At 55.6% G+C, this 17,093-nt stretch carries 17 protein-coding genes; 12 read left to right on the forward strand and 5 right to left on the reverse strand.

Features of this window, described 5'->3' with window-relative positions; translation table 11 throughout:
- Window positions 1-17: 17 nt before the first annotated feature.
- Complete coding sequence (locus IEY52_RS01800) at window positions 18-1,445, reverse strand: S8 family peptidase (RefSeq protein WP_188998925.1); 1,428 nt, start codon at window positions 1,443-1,445, stop codon at window positions 18-20.
- A 610-nt stretch (window positions 1,446-2,055) separates the two neighbouring features.
- Between IEY52_RS01800 and IEY52_RS01805 the strand changes: the two genes are divergently transcribed.
- Together IEY52_RS01805 and abxC are read left to right on the forward strand one after the other, a co-directional pair.
- A complete protein-coding gene (locus IEY52_RS01805) occupies window positions 2,056-2,997 on the forward strand; it encodes a class I SAM-dependent rRNA methyltransferase (RefSeq protein WP_229684607.1) in 942 nt (313 codons plus the stop codon).
- A gap of 74 nt (window positions 2,998-3,071) precedes the next feature.
- Window positions 3,072-3,695: a monothiol bacilliredoxin AbxC gene (gene abxC, locus IEY52_RS01810; RefSeq protein ID WP_188998928.1), complete on the forward strand. Its 624-nt coding sequence runs from the start codon at window positions 3,072-3,074 to the stop codon at window positions 3,693-3,695.
- Between the two features lie 130 nt (window positions 3,696-3,825).
- On the opposite strand, the gene panB is transcribed toward abxC, so the two are convergent.
- Together panB and IEY52_RS01820 are read right to left on the reverse strand one after the other, a co-directional pair.
- The gene (gene panB / locus IEY52_RS01815) at window positions 3,826-4,653 is read right to left on the reverse strand and encodes a 3-methyl-2-oxobutanoate hydroxymethyltransferase (protein WP_188998931.1); all 828 of its coding nucleotides are present in this window, start codon (window positions 4,651-4,653) and stop codon (window positions 3,826-3,828) included.
- 113 nt (window positions 4,654-4,766) lie between these two features.
- Window positions 4,767-5,246 (reverse strand): DUF420 domain-containing protein, encoded by a 480-nt coding sequence (locus IEY52_RS01820; RefSeq protein WP_188998934.1) that lies wholly within the window; start codon window positions 5,244-5,246, stop codon window positions 4,767-4,769.
- A 228-nt stretch (window positions 5,247-5,474) separates the two neighbouring features.
- On the opposite strand from IEY52_RS01820, the gene IEY52_RS01825 reads away from it, so the two are divergent.
- The 6 genes from IEY52_RS01825 (at window position 5,475) to IEY52_RS01850 (ending at window position 12,243) form a co-directional block, all read left to right on the forward strand.
- Complete coding sequence (locus tag IEY52_RS01825) at window positions 5,475-6,425, forward strand: COX15/CtaA family protein (protein WP_188998936.1); 951 nt, start codon at window positions 5,475-5,477, stop codon at window positions 6,423-6,425.
- Window positions 6,422-7,309, forward strand: a complete 888-nt coding sequence (locus tag IEY52_RS01830; RefSeq protein WP_188998939.1) for a heme o synthase — start codon at window positions 6,422-6,424, stop codon at window positions 7,307-7,309. The genes IEY52_RS01825 and IEY52_RS01830 overlap by 4 nt, the downstream gene beginning before the upstream one ends.
- A 130-nt stretch (window positions 7,310-7,439) precedes the next feature.
- On the forward strand, window positions 7,440-8,669 hold the full coding sequence (gene coxB / locus IEY52_RS01835; RefSeq protein WP_188998942.1) for a cytochrome c oxidase subunit II: 1,230 nt from the start codon (window positions 7,440-7,442) through the stop codon (window positions 8,667-8,669).
- A gap of 15 nt (window positions 8,670-8,684) precedes the next feature.
- Entirely contained in the window at window positions 8,685-11,105 is a 2,421-nt protein-coding gene (locus IEY52_RS01840; RefSeq protein WP_188998945.1) for a cbb3-type cytochrome c oxidase subunit I, read from the forward strand.
- 146 nt (window positions 11,106-11,251) lie between these two features.
- The gene (locus IEY52_RS01845) at window positions 11,252-11,854 is read left to right on the forward strand and encodes an SCO family protein (protein WP_188998948.1); all 603 of its coding nucleotides are present in this window, start codon (window positions 11,252-11,254) and stop codon (window positions 11,852-11,854) included.
- A gap of 11 nt (window positions 11,855-11,865) precedes the next feature.
- Window positions 11,866-12,243 carry a hypothetical protein gene (locus IEY52_RS01850; RefSeq protein WP_188998951.1) on the forward strand — a complete coding sequence of 126 codons (378 nt, stop codon included), beginning with the start codon at window positions 11,866-11,868 and terminating at the stop codon, window positions 12,241-12,243.
- A 446-nt stretch (window positions 12,244-12,689) separates the two neighbouring features.
- Here IEY52_RS01850 and IEY52_RS01855 read toward each other — a convergent pair whose 3' ends face one another.
- A complete protein-coding gene (locus IEY52_RS01855) occupies window positions 12,690-13,682 on the reverse strand; it encodes an MFS transporter (RefSeq protein WP_188998954.1) in 993 nt (330 codons plus the stop codon).
- Between the two features lie 127 nt (window positions 13,683-13,809).
- Between IEY52_RS01855 and IEY52_RS01860 the strand changes: the two genes are divergently transcribed.
- Window positions 13,810-14,328, forward strand: a complete 519-nt coding sequence (locus IEY52_RS01860) for a YfiT family bacillithiol transferase (protein ID WP_188998957.1) — start codon at window positions 13,810-13,812, stop codon at window positions 14,326-14,328.
- A 3-nt stretch (window positions 14,329-14,331) separates the two neighbouring features.
- Here the strand turns inward: IEY52_RS01860 and IEY52_RS01865 are convergent, their stop codons facing one another.
- The gene (locus tag IEY52_RS01865) at window positions 14,332-15,408 is read right to left on the reverse strand and encodes an alpha/beta hydrolase (protein WP_188998960.1); all 1,077 of its coding nucleotides are present in this window, start codon (window positions 15,406-15,408) and stop codon (window positions 14,332-14,334) included.
- A gap of 104 nt (window positions 15,409-15,512) precedes the next feature.
- Between IEY52_RS01865 and IEY52_RS01870 the strand changes: the two genes are divergently transcribed.
- The 3 genes from IEY52_RS01870 to IEY52_RS01880 are packed head-to-tail and all read left to right on the forward strand — an operon-like array spanning window position 15,513 to window position 17,091.
- Window positions 15,513-16,055: an RNA polymerase sigma factor gene (locus IEY52_RS01870; RefSeq protein WP_188998963.1), complete on the forward strand. Its 543-nt coding sequence runs from the start codon at window positions 15,513-15,515 to the stop codon at window positions 16,053-16,055.
- An 8-nt stretch (window positions 16,056-16,063) separates the two neighbouring features.
- A complete protein-coding gene (locus IEY52_RS01875) occupies window positions 16,064-16,330 on the forward strand; it encodes a hypothetical protein (protein ID WP_188998966.1) in 267 nt (88 codons plus the stop codon).
- 8 nt (window positions 16,331-16,338) lie between these two features.
- Window positions 16,339-17,091: a hypothetical protein gene (locus IEY52_RS01880; RefSeq protein WP_188998968.1), complete on the forward strand. Its 753-nt coding sequence runs from the start codon at window positions 16,339-16,341 to the stop codon at window positions 17,089-17,091.
- Window positions 17,092-17,093: the final 2 nt, after the last annotated feature.

The following is a 17,093-nucleotide window of genomic DNA, read 5'->3' on the forward strand; positions in this document are numbered from 1 at the left end:
AGGTGTCGAGTTGCAGGTTAAGGAAGGCTCTTGGCAGAGTTGACGGCTGCGTAGGCATCCACCAGACCCTTGCCGCATCCCACATTGCAGGTGCTGTGGGTGATGGGTTTTGCAGTGTTCTTGAGGATGGTTTCCACCTGTGCAGGGGTGATGGTGGGTTTCACAGCGTACATCAGGCTGACCAGACCCGACACGTGGGGGGTGGCCATGCTGGTGCCCTGGTAGAAGGTGTAGTTGTAGCTGCTTCCGGTGCTGTTCAGCAGCGTGGAGAGGATGCCGTCCACATAACCGTCGCCATCACGGTCAATCTGGCCGCTGGCATCGTCGGTTTCGCCACCAGGAGCAGCGATGTCCACGGTGGTGCCGTAGTTGGAGTACCAGGCGCGACCTCCATCTTTGCGGGTGGCGGCCACAGCAATCACGTTGGCACAGTTGGCAGGGGTGGCTCCAGAAGCGGTTTTGTTGTCGTTTCCGGCAGCGATCACCACAGTCACACCACGGGCCACAGCATCATTGATGGCGCTCTGGTAGGTGGAGGGGCAGGAGGTCCCGGTGTAAGCCCCCAGGCTCATGCTGATCACTTTGGCAGGGTTGGGGTTGGTGGGCACGCCAGCCACAGAGATTCCTGCAGCCCAGCGGATGGAATCAGCAATGTCGGTGGTGGTGCCGCCGCATTTGCCCAGCACACGCAGGGCGCTGATTCTGGCGTTCCAGTTCACGCCAGCCACACCCAGGTTGTTGTTGGTGGCTGCTCCAATGGTGCCTGCCACGTGGGTGCCGTGCCAGGAGTTGGGGTAGTTGGAGCCGTTGCAGACCCCGCCATCCCCCACATCGGTGGGATCGCTGTCGCGACCGTTGCCATCTTTTGCAGCTGTAGCGCTGGAAATGAAGTCATATCCCGTCACCCATCTGCCTGCAAGGTCAGGATGGTTGGTCTTGCCGGTGTCAATCACGGCCACCACAGGGCTGCCCACCCCGGTGGTCACATTCCAGGCGTTGGGAAGGTTCATCTGGCGCATGTCCCACTGGTGCTGGGCATAGTAGGTGTCGTTGGGGACAGCGTTGGCATGCATGATAAAGTTGGGTTCGGCATATTCCACGTTGCTATGGGCACGCAGTTTCTCAATGGCAGCCAGGGTGGCTTTGCCTGATGCACTCTCAGAGGTGGTCACTTGCAGGTCCAGACCCTGCTTGGAGACGCCATCCAGTTTCAACACCACTTCTCCTCCGCTGAGGGTGCGGTCCACACTGGCATTCACGCCCAGTTTGCTGATGCCCTGGGTGCTGACATTTTCTTTGAATTTGACGATCACTTCGCCAGGCACGAATTCAGCTTTGCTGTCCAGCGTCATGGACTGAGCGGTGTCCACACTGGGGGTGACAGAACTGGAGCAGGCGGCGAGCAGGGCAGTGAGAACAACAACTCCGATTTGCAGTTTGCGCATACAACATCCCTCCCTGTGCCCTCTCGGGCACAACTTTCGAACTCGGTTCAGATTGATGAAAAGGGTTATACCTTTCTGAGTGTTTGCTGTCAATCAGGTCAGTTTTGGTCAGAGAAGTGTAATGATATGCATTTTTTGGACCCGGTTGATCTTTATCTTGTATACAGACATGGGTGGTCTCGAGCCACAGGCGCATATCAGAAGAAGTGAGTGAATATTTATTCCGATTTGAGAGGTATTATTGAACCGCTTTACCGATATATTTGTATAGACAAATTCTCTTTTAAATTTTTCAAAGAAAATAGGGTTTCGCAGACTTGGCTTTCTGAACGTCTTTTTTCTCAAAAGACTTCAAAATTTATCAAAACATCAGAAAATCTTCAGCCAGTCGAGGTGCTGCAGATTGTTTGACCAGAGAACATAAGTATTCACCCCAATCCCATCCTGAGCAAATCATGCAACCTTATATATGTATGCAAATTTCCTATTGATCATAAATCTATCTGGGATAAGTCGATTTTTACCATCTGAAAATACCGAGAAGTAGAAAAAATACGGTAAAATCTCTCCAAGTGGCATTTTTCGGTTTGGTGCGTTAGGATTGGAGTTTGTGTCTGACCTTGCTTCACTTCTGACCCGGGCCTGGAACCACAGAAAAGCCCTGCAGCTTTTCTCACACACCACTTTCTTTCGTGCCCTGCACCTTGCAGAGCATCCGGGCATGACCCTGGATGTGGTGGACCAGGTGGGCATCCTCAGCCTGTACCAGTCTTTTTCTGAGCAGGAAGAGCAGGAGGTGTTCAGAACCATCCAGCAGGTGCTGCCACTGGACACGCTTTACCTGAAGCGCAGACCCGTGGAAGCCCGCCATGTGTCCAACACCAGCAGAGACTGGCTCAGCCCTGAAGATCCTGTGTGGGGACCTGCCAGACCTGAGCTGATTGGGCTGGAACAGGATGTGAAATACCTGTTCAGGCCGGGCTCTGACCTCAGTGTGGGGCTCTTTGCAGACATGCGACTGGCCAGGCAGTGGGTGCGTGAACATGCACCAGAAAAAGTGCTCAACACCTTCAGTTACACCTGTGGGTTTGGCCTGAATGCAGCCCTGGGAGGCAGCACCACCGTAAAGAATGTGGATGCCAGCCGTAAAGTTCTGGAATGGGGTCAGGAGAACTACAGCCTGAATGGTCTGACCACTGACCCTCTGGACTTCATTTATGGAGATGTGCAGGAATGGTTGAAGCGTTTCCGAAAACGCCAGGACCCGTTTGATCTGGTCATCCTGGATCCACCCAGTTTTTCCAGAGGCAAACAGGGCATCTGGAAAGCCGAAACCCACTATGGCCAACTTGTACAGGAGGCTCTGCCATTGCTAAGCAGAGGGGGCATGGTGCTTGCCTGCTGCAACCATGCTGGCATTTCTATGAAGGACTTCAAACAGCAGATCCGCAAAGACAACCCCGCCCTGAAATTTCATCAGAGCCTGCCTGTGGCGCCTGATTTCCCTTCACAGCAAGAAAGCCACCTGAAGATCACCCTCTGGGGCCAGTGAATCCATGAAAGACCAGCTTGCCCATTGAAACCCTCCTAACAGTATGAAACCCTGTACGGGTTACACTGTTGGGTATGCAATTGGTTCCCCTCACCACCCCCGAAGAAGTCGATGCCTTTCTCTCTGAGCACCCTGTGTCTGCCATTTTCAAAGCTGGCACTTGCCACAAAACCATGCAGGGTTTCAGCGTGGTGGAACAGTTTCTCAAGCAGCGTGATCTGCCTGTGGGATTCATCCGCGTTGTGGACTGGCGTCCGGCCAGCAACCATGTGGCATCCCTGACCCAGATCACCCACCACAGCCCACAGTTCATTGTCTTCAAAGACCAGAAAGCTGTCTTCGATGTGGACAACTGGGACATCACACCTGAAGCCCTGGGACCTGTCTTTGAAGAGTACGTTCCTGAGCGTCAGGATCAGGCCGGAGAGGTCAAGGGCAACCTCACGCCTTACATTGACCTGACCGAGCGTTTCCTGAAGGGCGAACTGACCCCCTACCAGTACCAGACCTACTTCACCGACACCTTCCGTGACGATGGTTCCCTGCGCTCCAAGCAGGAATTTGAACTGCTGAGCCGCATGTTCGGTGATCCTGATGCTTACCACGGTGGTTTGCACTCCCTGGGCAACCCCACCCAGGACGACACCATGAAAGAACGTGCTGCTGAACTGCTCGAAGCCCTCAAAGCGCTTTCCTGAGCTGTCCTGCAAAGCAGATCAAATTCAACCCTCCAGACACCTGGAGGGTTTTTCATGAACCATGTGATGAATCAAAAACGCTTTTTCTTTGTGCCCTTTGCTGAAAGCTGATGGCTGACCGCTGAACGCTTCAGTACAGCCTGCTGAGCACTTCTTCTTTCATGGTGAAGCTGTGTTCTGGACCAGGAAAACTTCCATTTTTAACATCCTGCACATAGTTCTGAATGGCTTCTGTTCCCAGCTTGGCCATCTGGGCGTACTGTTTGACGAACTTGGGGGTAAAACGGTCAAAGAGGCCCAGCAGATCGTGGTACACCAGCACCTGACCATCGGTGTGGGGGCCTGCCCCGATGCCAATGGTGGGCACTTTCAGGCGCTCGGAAATTTTCTGGGCCAGAGGCGCAGGAATGGCTTCCAGCACCACCATGAATGCTCCTGCATCTGCCACGGCCTGGGCATCCCGCATGATCTGCTGGGCGTCCTGCACGGTTTTTCCCTGCACCTTGAAGCCTCCCAGGTTGACCGCCGTCTGAGGGGTGAGCCCCACATGGGCCACCACAGGTATCCCCGACTGGGAAAGGTGCCGGACGATGGGGGTGACCTCCTCTCCTCCTTCAATTTTCACGGCATCTGCTCCAGTTTCACGGATCAGGTGAACCGCGTTGCGCAGGGCATCGGTGAGTCCAGTCTGCACGGTTCCGAAGGGCATGTCCACCACAATGAAGGTTTCCCTGGCTCCGCGCTTGACAGCACGGGTGTGGTGGATCATGTCCTGCATGGTTACAAAAACGGTGGATTCGTAGCCAAGAACCACCATTCCCAGACTGTCTCCCACCAGGATGAGGTCCACACCAGCAGCTTCGGCCATCACAGCTCCAGCGTAATCGTAAGCGGTGAGCATCACGATTTTCTGTTTTCCCTGCATGGCTTCAAAATCAGGCACTGTGTACTTGGGCATGGTTTTATTTTACGCAGTCCAAAACTGGTGTATCCAATCTGTTGCGTGAAGTAAACCAAAAACACCTCCCTTTTCAGGAAGGTGCGGGTTGTTTTGCCCCAAAAACAGCAAAATCAGGTGTTGGGCACCCCGTAATAATGCATCACCAGGTAAATCACCCATCCGGTCACAGCCACATAAATCCAGACTGGCACCGTCCAGCGGGCCCACATGCGGTGCTGGCTGAAATACTTGCCTGGGCCTTTCTCTCTGGAACGGTCCAGACGGCCATCTGCCAGCTTGCGTCCGATCAGGGCATTGCGCACCGCCATGATGGCCAGAGGACCGTTGGCCGCAGCCAGGATGCTGTGGGTGATCAGAATGAAAAAGTACAGGTTGGCGTATTCGGGTGGACCGGCATATTTCATGCCTGCGCCCAGAGCGAGTTTGGTCAGGTAAAGCACCAGAAAAACCACGGCCAGTCCGCAGGCCGTGAGCATGGCATTCATGTGCTGCTCTTTGCGGTCCGTTTTGATGAAGTACACCCCGAGGCCAAGGGCCACCCCGCTGAGCACAATGAACACCACAGACAATTCTGAAACGAGTTCCCCCACTGAAAAAACCTCCTGAAACGGGCCATCACGCTGTATCTAAAGGGCGAAACCCATGGAAATGGCCTAACATGGAACCTGGAGTCTGCGGAGTTTGCAAGGTTCTGAAGGGCCTTGATGCGTCACATCCGGTCCATGAATCCACCTTTCAGAATAAAAGCTGGAATGAGAGACATCTGAGGACAATTGTCCTGAGTGCGCTTCTGGCGGCTGACTAGAATAGAGGATGTTATGCAGCATGGAATCAAAACCCTCACGCTGGGGCCCGTCAAACTCGATTTCACCACCTTTGCCTGGCTTTTGTTTGCCTACAACGTGCTGGTGATTTTGTGGGGCGCCTGGGTGCGCATCACGGGCAGCGGCGCAGGTTGCGGGGACCACTGGCCCGATTGCAACGGCACCATCTTTCCCCGCACCCATCAGGTGGAATCCCTGATCGAATTCACCCACCGGGCCACCAGTGCCCTGAGTGGTTTTGGGGCCATCGGCCTGGTGGTGTGGTCCAGATTGGCCTATCCCAAAAAACATCCTGCAAGAACCCTTGCTGGCTGGCACCTGGGCTTTGTGATTCTGGAAGGTCTGGTGGGTGCCCTGCTGGTGAAAAAAGAGTGGGTGGGTCAGGATGAATCCTTTGGTCGTGCCCTGTTCATGCCCATCCACATGGCCAACACCCTCCTGTTGACTGGCACCGCAGCCCTGACTGCACTGCGCAGTCAGCCCCGACCTGCAGTGCTGAAACCCCTGTTGTGGGTTCGCATTTCCCTGTGGGTGGCTGTGGTTGGCACCATCCTGATGGGCATGAGTGGAGCTGTTGCTGCACTGGGAAACACCCTCAATCCTGTGGATTCCCTGCAAGAAGGACTGAGCCGTGCCCTGACCCCCAGGTACTACCTGGACCAGTTGAAACTGCTGCACCCCAGCCTGACCGTCATCACCAGCGTGCTGCTGGTGGCCTGGGCCAGGGTGATGGCCTCCCGCTTTCAGGTGAACCCCGTGCAAAATGCCGCTGCAATGCTGCAAACCGCCATTTTGCTGCAGGTGATTGCTGGAATCTTCAATTATCTGCTGCATGCACCCGGCTGGTTACAGGTTCTGCACCTGCTGCTGGCCTGCCTGTTGTGGCTTGCCGTGATTCTTCTCGGGTATCATGGCTGGGTGCAACGTGAGAAGGAAACCCCATGACCCACACCCTGACCACCACAGAAAAGCCAACCTGGCGCGACTACTTTGCCCTGACCAAACCCAAGGTCAACAGCCTGCTCCTGTTCACCACCATGACCGCCATGGTGATGGCGGCTAGGGGATGGCCCCGGTGGGATTTGTTCCTGGCGGTTTTCATCGGTGGCTACATGAGCGCTGGCGCTTCTGGTGTGTTCAACATGATCATCGACCGGGACATTGACCAGCGCATGAAGCGCACCAGCAACCGTCCCAGTGCCTCTGGCAAAATCAGCAGCACCAGTGCTTTCATTTTCGGGTGCCTGCTCACCCTGGCGTCTTTTGTGCTGCTCTGGCAGGCCGCCAACCTGCTGACCGCCATGATGGCGATGGCTGGCCTGGTCACTTATGTGTTCATCTACACCCTGTGGCTCAAACGGGCCACCTGGCACAACATTGTGATCGGAGGAGCCGCAGGCTGCTTTCCGCCCCTGGTGGGCTGGGCTGCTGTGACAGGCGACCTCAACCTGTTCAGCTGGTACCTGTTTTTCATCATCTTCTTCTGGACCCCTGTACACTTCTGGGCACTGGCCATCATGATCAAAGACGACTACGCTGCTGTGGGCATCCCCATGCTTCCAGTGGTGTATGGCGAACGCATGACCGTGGCCCAGATTGGGCTGTATGCAATCATGACCGCCGTGTTGTCTATGATTCCCCTGCTGCTTGGCGAGGTCCGCTGGATTTACTTCGGGAGCGCTCTGGTATTAAATGTTGTCTTGTTGAAGCGCTCGCTTGAACTGTACCGGAACGTGGACCGCAAACACTCGGTTTCGCTCTACAAGTACACCCTGCTGTATCTGGCGCTGCTGTTCCTGGCCATGGCCATTGACCGCAGCATCCTGTGAACACAGCACAGGCAGACCTGCAGAAGGTTCAGGTGGGAGAATCTGGAATGCCCAAACCGGCTTTTCATCAAGTTTCTGAAGTTTCCAAAGTTTTCAGAGTTTCTAGAGAGAGTGAGAAGGGAAAGGAGAGATGTTGAAACCGTTTCAATTGTTCATGTTTGGGCTGGTGTCGCTGGCAACTGTTGCACATGCACAGCAGCCACAGGGGAGTTCTGGAGAACGCCTGATCAATATTCTGGACAGTCAGGCCAAAACCACCCAGGACATCAACCTGCTGTTGTGGGTCGCAGGGGCTTTTTCATTGCTGGTGCTGCTGGTCACCGGTGGAGCGCTCTGGTGGGTGGTGCAGAAGTACAAAGTCCGCCCCGGAGACAAACCCACCAGACCCGGAGCCAGCAACGAGCCTGCCCAGTTCCACGGCAACAACACCCTGGAAGTGGCCCTGATCGGGGTGCCGGTGCTGATCGTGTCGGTGCTCAGTGTTTTCACCGCGCTGGCCCTGGCCAAAGTCAACGAGAAACCCGCCAACATTGCCGAAACCATCCAGGTCAACGGCTGGCAGTTCTGGTGGGACTTTGACTACGAGAAACAGGGTTTCCGCAACTCCAACGAACTGGTGATCCCTGTGGGTCTGCCGGTGGAGCTGAAGGTCAGCGGCAAAGACGTGATTCACTCCTTCGGTGTGTCCAACCTGGGTGGTCGCCGCGATGCCCTCCCTGGCCAGACCAACAAACTGATCCTCACTGCAGCCAAACCTGGCATTTATTACGGCCAGTGCTTTGAGCTGTGCGGCGCATCCCACGCCAACATGCTGTTCCGGGTGGTGGCTTTGCCCCAGGCCCAGTACAACGAGTGGGTCAGCAAAGCCAAAGCCTTCCAGGCCGGTACCCCCAGCGATCCTGAACTGGCCCAGGGCCAGAAGGTCTTCCAGGCCAACTGCTCTGGATGCCACGCCGTCAAAGGCCAGCAGGGCGGAGCTCCCAGCTTCCCTGACCTGAGCTTCTTCGGAAACCGCACCACCTTTGCTGCAGGCATCTACCGCAATGTGGAAAATGCCAGTGAACTCAGTGCAGACAAAGGTGACCGCACCATCGACTTTGATGGCACCAGACGCCCTGCCACCCTGGAAGACTGGATCCGCAACTCTGCCCACGTCAAACCCGGCAGCCTGATGCCCGCCTTCGATGGCAGCATGCACAAAGTCAAAAATGCAGACACGGGCAAGTGGGAAGACGTCCCCTACACCAAACTTTCTGACAGCGACATCACCGCCGTGGCGAAATACCTGCACAGCCTGAAACTGGATGGCATTGATTTCAAGAGCATTCCTGAAATCACCACCGAGAACAGCAGTCAATAAGGAGGACATGCGAAAATGGCCGTAAACATTCCCTCCTCAGCACCCAGCCGCAAACCCGGCTTCTTTGAAGTGCTGTGGGATTACATGACCACCGGAGACCACAAGAAGATTGGCATCATGTACATGCTGACTTCGGTGCTGGGCTTCGCCATTGCCGGACTGCTGGCCGTGGCCCTCCGGGTGCAACTCATCGTGCCCAACAACACCTTCCTGGTGGGACAGCAGTACAACGAAGTCCTCACCATGCACGGGGCCATCATGTTGTTCTATTTCATCATTCCGTTCGGACTGGTGGGATTTGGCAACTACCTCTTGCCCTTGCAACTTGGTGAACGCGATGTGGCCCTGCCCCGTGTCAACACCTTCGCTTTCTACCTATTCCTGTTCAGCCTGATTCTGGTGGCCGTGTCCTTCTTTGTGGGAGGCCCTGCTGCTGCTGGATGGACTTTCTATTACCCCCTCACCATGAAGAGTTCTGTTGCAGGCTCTCACGGTGTGGAGGTGCTGATGGTCTCCATCCTGCTGAACGGTCTGGCTTCCCTGCTGGGGGCTGCAAACTTTTCAGCCACCGTGATGAACCTGCGTGCCAAGGGCATGGGTGTGTTCAAAATGCCCATGTTCGTGTGGAGCATTCTGGCCACCTCCATCCTGCAGCTGATCGCCCTTTCCGGCCTGACCTCTGCAGCCCTCACCACCCTGATGGAACTGAAACTGGGCATCTCCCTGTTCAATCCTTCCATGGGTGGCGTGCCCGTGCTGTACCAGCAGTTCTTCTGGTTCTACTCTCACCCCGCCGTGTACGTGATGCTGCTGCCCTACCTGGGCATTGCCGCAGAGATCGTGTCCACCTTCAGCCGCAAACCCCTGTTCGGTTACAAGGTGATGGTGTACTCCATCCTGGGCATTGTGCTGGTTGGTCTGGTGGTGTGGGTGCACCACATGTTTGCTGTGGGCCTTCCTGAAGGCTGGCAGATCTTCTTCGCTGTGGCCACCGTGATTGTGGGTGTCCCCACCGGGGTGAAACTCTTCAACCTGATCGGCACCATGTGGGGCGGTCATTTGCAGATGAAATCCCCCCTCTACTGGGTGATTGCTTTCATCTTCAACTTCACCATCGGGGGCATCACCGGTGTGGCTCTGGGTCTGATTCCCTTTGACTATGCTGTAACCGACGGTTACTTCGTGGTGGCCCACTTCCACAACGTGCTGATGTTCGGCACCTCCTACCTGGTGATGGCTGGCCTGTACTACTGGTGGCCCAAAATCACCGGTCGTCTGATGAGCGAAAAAATGGGCCTGTGGCACCTGTGGCTGTTCCTGATCGGCTCCTGGCTGACCTTCATGCCCCAGTACATCCTGGGCTTCCTGGGCATGCCCCGCCGTTACTACACCTACCCTGACGGCAACTACATGTGGAACGAACTCAACTTTGCTTCCACCATTGGCGCATTCGTGCTGCTGCTGGGCGGCATCATCTGGGTGTACAACATGGTCTGGAGCCTCAGAAATGGTGAAAAAGCCAACGACAACCCCTGGGGTGGCTACACCCTGGAATGGCTGACCAGCAGCCCACCCGCTCCCCACAACCTGGAAGTGGTGCTCCCCACCCACTTTGCCAGCGAGCGCCCCCTCTACGACTGGAAAAAAGCAGGCGTCAAGTTTGAGCCTGTGAACATGAAAGACGTTCACCTGCCCCAGTCCACCATCTGGCCTTTCATGAGCGCCCTGGCCATGCTGATCTTCGGTCTGGGCATCTCCTACAGCTGGTTCAATGCTCCTCTTTCTGATCCCTGGGCCATTGCCATCTGGGTGGGCTTCGCTTTCCTGCTGTACTCCATCTTCAGATGGGCTGGCACCCCAGAGTTTGCAGAACCTGTACATCACCATGTGCTGACCAGTGTGCCCAACGGCGCGATGGGCATGTGGTGGTTCATCATCTCGGAAGTCACGCTCTTCGGTGTGCTGATCTCCGGCTACGTGTACCTGCGTGTGATGGGCAAAGCGGTTCCTCCAGAAGAGCGTCCTGACATCTGGCTGGCTGCCCTCAACACCCTGATCCTGGTCAGTTCCTCCTTTGTGATTCACAAGGCAGAGCAGGACTTCGCCAGGGGCATTTTCAGCAAGTTCCGCATGGGACTGATGATCACCATGATCCTGGGCGCAGTGTTCTTCCTGTTCCAGACCTACGAGTTCACCAAGTTCGGCCTGGAAGTGGATTACACCCAGAACGTGTGGGCGTCCTGCTTCTTCACCCTGGTGGGTCTGCACGGTCTGCACATCATCATCGGTGGTGTGGGTGTGGCCCTCCCCTACTACCAGGCCCTGACCGGCAAGCTGAACCACAAAGAGCACGGCAGCCTCACCCCTGCCAGCATGTACTGGCACCTGGTGGACGTGGTGTGGATTGTGATCATCTCGATCTTCTACATCTGGTGACGTCCTGAAAACAGGAACCAAAATGAAAGAGCGGGGTCAATTGACCCCGCTCTTTTGCTGCAAGATGGGACATTTCTCGTAAAGCTGTCCGTTTTGCCAGAAACCGAGGGGCAATTGCCCTCATTTTTTTGCTGCACAATGGGTCAGTGCAAGCAACCGTGAAAAAAACCAACCCCACCCTCATCACCCTGATTCTGGGACTGCTGGTGCTGGCTGGCATCTGGGCCTACAAGAAGTTCACTCCGGCAGAACTGCATGGCACAGTGGTGGAGGCAAAACCCCTGATTCCAGAACTGCCGCTGATCGACACTGCAGGAAAACCCCACACCCTCAATCAGGATGCTGGCATCAAACTGGTGTTCTTCGGGTTCACCCGCTGCCCGGACATCTGCCCTGCCACCATGAGCATCCTCAGGCGGGCCTATGAGGGCGCAGGAAGCCCCCGGAACGTCAAGGTGTACCTGATCAGCGTGGACCCCGAGACAGACACCCCTGCGGTCCTGAAGCGGTACGTGGAGTCTTTTCAGAAGGACTTCGTGGGCCTGACTGGAAATGCGGACAACATTGCCCGGCTGGCCAATGCTTTTTATGTGGGCTTCAACGAAAATCCCGATGGTCTCATCACCCACACCGACATTGTGGCGGTGCTGGATCAGCAGAACCGCATGCGTCTCATCTACAACCAGGAGAAACTGGGCAAAGGGCTGCTGGATCAGGATTTGCCTGCTCTGGCGAAAGGACAGTTGTGAAACTTGAAGTCATGAAGAAATGGCTTGTGATCAGCAGCGTGCTCATGGGCAGCGCTCTGGCTCACGGGGGCCATGTGGAATTGCAGTCTGCAGCCCTGCACAAAGTGACTGGTGGATATGTGTTGCTTGCCAGCATTGCTTACCACGAAAAGGAAAAAGTGAACATCACCAGTGCAGTGGTGGGCGGACTTCCTGGGGTTTTGCAGATGAAAGACTCCAGGGGCTACCACACCATCAAGAAACTGCCCCTCAAAACGGGAAACACCCGGCTGGGAACGGGAAGCTCCTACCGGGTGTTCTTCAAAACCTTGCCCAAAGTGAAAAAGCTCTACCTGACCTTGTTGCTTTCAGGGAACATCCTGGGGCAGGAAATTCATCTGGTGAAATGACCCTTTGAAAAGCGGTGTGTTTCTCCATTTGCGCTTCTCAAAATGTAGAACCCCCGAGTTTGCACTCGGGGGGATCCGGTACCCGTTGGGTCTCAGGGTACAGCTGTCTGTTAAACTACCCTGCTCGGGTACCTCCACCAACAGATTTTCTTAACAGTTGGATCACCCCCTTTTTGTGGTAAGACCAATATACCGCAGGTTGTGAAAAAAATCATTGCCTATATCACATTCTGGTGGCTTACGCTCAAAAGCTTAAATTGCAGCCCCCTGAAGACTGTCCAGGTGGCCTAGCAGAGGCTTTGTACTTTATAGGCTGCGGTTGTGATGTCGTGTGGTCCACCATGTCACAACGACGGAGAAAAAGAGAAATCCCGCCAGCAAAGTCACTGAGGTGGGAATGCTTCCGGGGCCAGATTTTTCCACCACACTGCCCACCAATGGTGCAGTCACCACGGGGCCAAATGCCCCCACCATGCTGACAATGGGTGTGAAGATCTGGCTGCGTTCCTTGAGGATCTCTCCGAGCCAGGCCAGCAAGGTGGGATATGTGGGGGCAAAAAACCCGCAAGGGGGTAAAAGTACAGGGCCAGGGCAGTGTTGTGGGTGCCCAGCAGCATCAGGGTGGCTCCCAGAGCAGCCAGGATCACCAGCACACTGGGTTTCACCATGCGGCTGACTGGAGCAAAAACCAGCCGTCCCAGGGCCAGAGCACCCCAGTACAGGCTGGGAGCCAGGCCCACCCAGAAGGGAGAGAACACCCCTGTCAGGTGGGTGACCATCCAGTTGCTGGGAGCCACTTCTGCCGACACGTAGGCAAAAGAACTGAGGGAAAAACAGGCCAGCACAGCGATCAGTGTGCCTGCAGTTGCCATTTTGGGTCTGGGAGGCAGGGTCTGTTCCTGAACCCGCAAGCTCAGCACAAACACCACCACCGCCAGTACACCCAGCACCAGAAAAGGAAGGCCATAACTTTCAAACAGGCGGATCAATTGAGGCCCCAGCAGACTCCCCACCCCGAACGTGGCATTGACCCCGTTCAGCACTGGCGCAGCCGCCACCCCATACTGGGACAGCAGGGTGTTGATGCAGGAAGCATGCACGCCGTAAGCCACCCCAAATACAAAAGCACACCCCAGCAAGAGGGACCAGGTGGGGCTGTAAGCCATGCCAAGCAAACCCGCCAGCAGCAGCAGGGCACTGAGCAGCAGGGTCTTGCGGGCTTTCAGGTATTTGAGGGCAGCAATGCTGGAGATCATGCCCAGGGCAATCCCTGTGAACTGGCTGCTCACCACCTGGCTGACTTCGGCCTGCTCTACATGGTAATGCTGCATGAACACCGAGAAATAGGGTCCCAGGAGGGCCTGCACTGCTCCCAGCAGAGGAAAAGACAGGCAGGCAACAACCAGGAGGGGGAAAAGCTGGGGGGGCAACTGGGCCATAGGGCCTGATCATAACACTGCCCTTTCAAGTTTGTGAGCGCTTCCAACAAAGTCATCAGGACAAGCAGGTTTGCCCTGCCTATAGACCTGCCGCATCCCACAAAAGCTGAAATGGCAGAATGAACCCATGGACAGAAAATACCCCATTGGCCAATTCATCCACAGCGGAACCCTTGACCTGACCGAAGTTCAGGGCTGGATTGACACCATTGCTGCTGCACCTGCGCATTACCGGGCTCTGACCGAGGGCCTTTCTGAAGAGGCTCTGGATTTGCCGTACAGAGAAGGGGGCTGGACCATCCGGCAGGTAACGCACCACGTGCCAGACAGCCACTCTCAGGCGTACACCCGTTTCAAACTGGCCCTCACCGAAAACAACCCCACCATCAAACCCTACGATGAGCAGGGCTGGGCTCAGCTTGCTGATTACAAACTGCCCGTGGCGGTTTCCCTGAACCTGCTGGAAGCCATTCATGCGCGCTGGGTTCACCTGCTGAGAAGCCTGACCGGGGAACAGTTAAACCGCACCTTCAACCACCCAGAATCCGGGGTACAGCCCCTCTGGAAGGTCATTGGCATGTATGCCTGGCACGGCCAGCACCACCTTGCCCACATTGAACTGGCCCTGGAAAAGACCCAGGCCTGAGATCTAGAGTCTCAGAAAAAACTTCAGAAACTGCGGAAAGCGCTCTGCCCAGGCAGATTCATGGTGCAGGTGATCCTTTCCAATCAGAAGTTCAACTTCACTGCCCTGCTGGGAGATCAGCAGGGCGATTTGTTTGGCCTGCCGCACCAGATGGGCTGCTTCTTCCAGGGTGGTGCCTTCCCGGTCTCCCATGTCCACAAAACAGCGAACCCCCGCCAGAACAGGTTTGACATCATCGAAAGAGCGGTATTCTCCCACCCACAAAGCCGGGCTCATGATGCCTGCCACGCCAAAGACCTCCGGGTGGTTCAGGGCTGCATACAGGCTGATGATGCCTCCCAGACTGGAGCCGCAAATGGCAGTGTGATGGAGGTCCTGACTGACCCGAAAATGCCGATCAATCCAGGGTTTGAGGGTGTCTGCAATGAAGCTCAGGTAATCCAGTCCCTGGGCCTGATGCCCGTGCAAGCGTGAAGGGAAAGGGACGTAATAGGCCATCCTTTTGTCCTCAAGGGTCCAGATGCCCACCAGAACCACAGGATGTCCGGCAGCAGCAAACTCCTCGGCGGTTTCATCGGCTTGCCAGTCAAAACCGTAACTGCTGGTGGACCGGTCAAAAACGTTGTGTCCATCGTGCATGTAAACCACCGGGAACACAGCCTCTGGCTGGCTGAAGTACTGCGGGGGCAGGTAAACCAGCAGTTTCACCTCTTCCTGGAGTTCAGGACTGTAAAGCAGGTGTTCCTCGATGTGACCTGTTCGGGTGACTTCTGGGAGCAAATTTTCCCTGAAACCCAGCACCTCAAAAGAGACCTGCTGGTTCCGATCTGCTGCAAGAATCCGGGGATTGCGTTTCAGGCCCTCATGTCCGACTTCTTCATGTTCTCCCCTGCTGATGCGACACTCCAGCAGGTTGCCCTGCAACAACTCCAGCGCAAGCACATAACCCTGAGGGGTCCATTGAAAGGCAAATTTGGACTCAGGCTTCCACTGGCTGAGGGCACTGAGCAGGTAAACCTCTTCATGCTGTTTTGCCAGATCCAGCTGAATCTGGATGGTGACGGTTTCTGGTGTAAACATGACCTCAGAATACAGCCCCAGAGCAGAAAAATCAGGATGAAAGTGTGTTTGCCTTCCTCATGGAACTTTTCTGATCTGCCCCTACTCTAAGAAGTACAGAGGTCATGTACGAGCATCTGGAAGATCGACAACTGGTTTCCCTGGCAAGGCGGGATCAACGCGCCTACGAGGCCCTGATGCGCAGACATCTGCCTCGCATGCACGCTGTCGCCTGCGGCATTGTGGGTGAAAGCAATGCCGAGGATGTGTTGCAGGAAGTGCTGTGGAGCACCTACCGAAACCTGAAGAACTTCCGGGGAGAAGCCGAATTCTCCACCTGGGTGTACCGCATCACCATGAATGCCTGCTATCAGGCGCTCAGGAAACCCCAGGCAGACGTGACCCCTCTGGAAGACCTGGATCCGCCCTCAAGAGAGAACGTCTCTCACAAGGCCGAGCAGAACCAGATGCGTGAACTCATCGAGGAGGGGTTGCAATCCCTTCCTGCCGAGCAACGCGAAGCTTTCTCTCTGCGGGAATTTCTGGACATGGAGTACCAGCAAATTGCAGAAGTTCTGGGGGTGCAGCTTGGAACCGTCAAATCCAGAATCAACCGGGCCAAACAGGCCCTCAAGTCTTTTCTGCTCCAGCGTGGAGTGCAACCCTAGGAGAAGGTATGGACCCGTGGGATGAGTTGTTCAGAGACCACCTGAAAGTGACCACCAAGGATGTGCAGGCCAGTGAGCGTGCGCTGGCAAAATTCAACCTGCAGTTCAATCAGCAACAGATGAGAGGACAGCGCAACAAACTGTGGTATGCCTTCAGTGCAGCCGCGGCCTGTTTTGCCCTGCTGGGAGGAGGTCTGCTTTACCAGCAGCAAAACGCCCCCCTCCCCCACACTGTGGCCTATGAAGCCTACACCCAGGTGAACGGCGAATGGTAAAAGCCTTCTTGACCCTTCTGCTGATGCTGGGCACGGCTTTCGCAGGCGACTGGGAAGACCTGCAAAAGGCCATGGTCAAAGGCCGCAGTTACATGCCAGAGGGAAAAGTGGAAGTGCTGGTGCTGTTTCCGCCCAGCGACAAACCCATGAAGATGCGCAAAGATTTGCCGCAGCTCAGTTACCTGCACACCCTGGTGCGCAAGAATTTCAAACTGTCTGCGGAAACCCATCAGGTGATTGCCGGGCGCAGCACCACCATGTACACCCTTTCCCCCAGAAACAAACTGTCCAACGCCTGGATGGTGTGGGTGGACGACGAATGGCAGGTTCCAGTGGCTTATCAGCAGCAGGACCTGAATGGCACGACCCTGCGCAGAGCCGCTTACCAGAGCTTCAAGGGCACCCTGAACCCGCTTGCCACGCCTTTCAAGCCCAAAGTGCGCTACAACGCCGATCTGGAATCCAGAATTCTGGCTGCCTTGCCTGGACTGTCTTTGCCCAGACCTTACCGGGTGGTGGGGTTCAAACACACCCAGTTTCAGGATGTGCCCAGCACCGAGGTTTACCTCTCGGATGGTCTGAATGTCATTCCGGTGATCATTGCACCCAAGGGGGTGCAGCAGGCTGAAGGGGTGGCGGTGATCAGCCTCAACCGGCAGTTTGTGTGGGTGGTGGCCAAATTGCCCCCTGCGGAACTTCTGGGCATCATTGAGCATCTGAAAGACATCAGGACCGAAGAAATATCCAACACAGGAGAGTAAAA

Source organism: Deinococcus roseus (assembly GCF_014646895.1).
Taxonomy (GTDB): domain Bacteria; phylum Deinococcota; class Deinococci; order Deinococcales; family Deinococcaceae; genus Deinococcus_C; species Deinococcus_C roseus.

Excerpts from the sequence above, each read along its gene's own strand:
- IEY52_RS01800 (WP_188998925.1), bottom strand. The coding sequence starts at position 1,445 with ATGCGCAAACTGCAAATCGGAGTTGTTGTTCTCACTGCCCTGCTCGCC.
- abxC (WP_188998928.1), top strand. The coding sequence starts at position 3,072 with ATGCAATTGGTTCCCCTCACCACCCCCGAAGAAGTCGATGCCTTTCTC.
- panB (WP_188998931.1), bottom strand. The coding sequence starts at position 4,653 with ATGCCCAAGTACACAGTGCCTGATTTTGAAGCCATGCAGGGAAAACAG.
- IEY52_RS01825 (WP_188998936.1), top strand. The coding sequence starts at position 5,475 with ATGCAGCATGGAATCAAAACCCTCACGCTGGGGCCCGTCAAACTCGAT.
- IEY52_RS01830 (WP_188998939.1), top strand. The coding sequence starts at position 6,422 with ATGACCCACACCCTGACCACCACAGAAAAGCCAACCTGGCGCGACTAC.
- coxB (WP_188998942.1), top strand. The coding sequence starts at position 7,440 with ATGTTGAAACCGTTTCAATTGTTCATGTTTGGGCTGGTGTCGCTGGCA.
- IEY52_RS01840 (WP_188998945.1), top strand. The coding sequence starts at position 8,685 with ATGGCCGTAAACATTCCCTCCTCAGCACCCAGCCGCAAACCCGGCTTC.
- IEY52_RS01850 (WP_188998951.1), top strand. The coding sequence starts at position 11,866 with ATGAAGAAATGGCTTGTGATCAGCAGCGTGCTCATGGGCAGCGCTCTG.
- IEY52_RS01855 (WP_188998954.1), bottom strand. The coding sequence starts at position 13,682 with ATGGCCCAGTTGCCCCCCCAGCTTTTCCCCCTCCTGGTTGTTGCCTGC.
- IEY52_RS01860 (WP_188998957.1), top strand. The coding sequence starts at position 13,810 with ATGGACAGAAAATACCCCATTGGCCAATTCATCCACAGCGGAACCCTT.
- IEY52_RS01865 (WP_188998960.1), bottom strand. The coding sequence starts at position 15,408 with ATGTTTACACCAGAAACCGTCACCATCCAGATTCAGCTGGATCTGGCA.
- IEY52_RS01870 (WP_188998963.1), top strand. The coding sequence starts at position 15,513 with ATGTACGAGCATCTGGAAGATCGACAACTGGTTTCCCTGGCAAGGCGG.
- IEY52_RS01875 (WP_188998966.1), top strand. The coding sequence starts at position 16,064 with ATGGACCCGTGGGATGAGTTGTTCAGAGACCACCTGAAAGTGACCACC.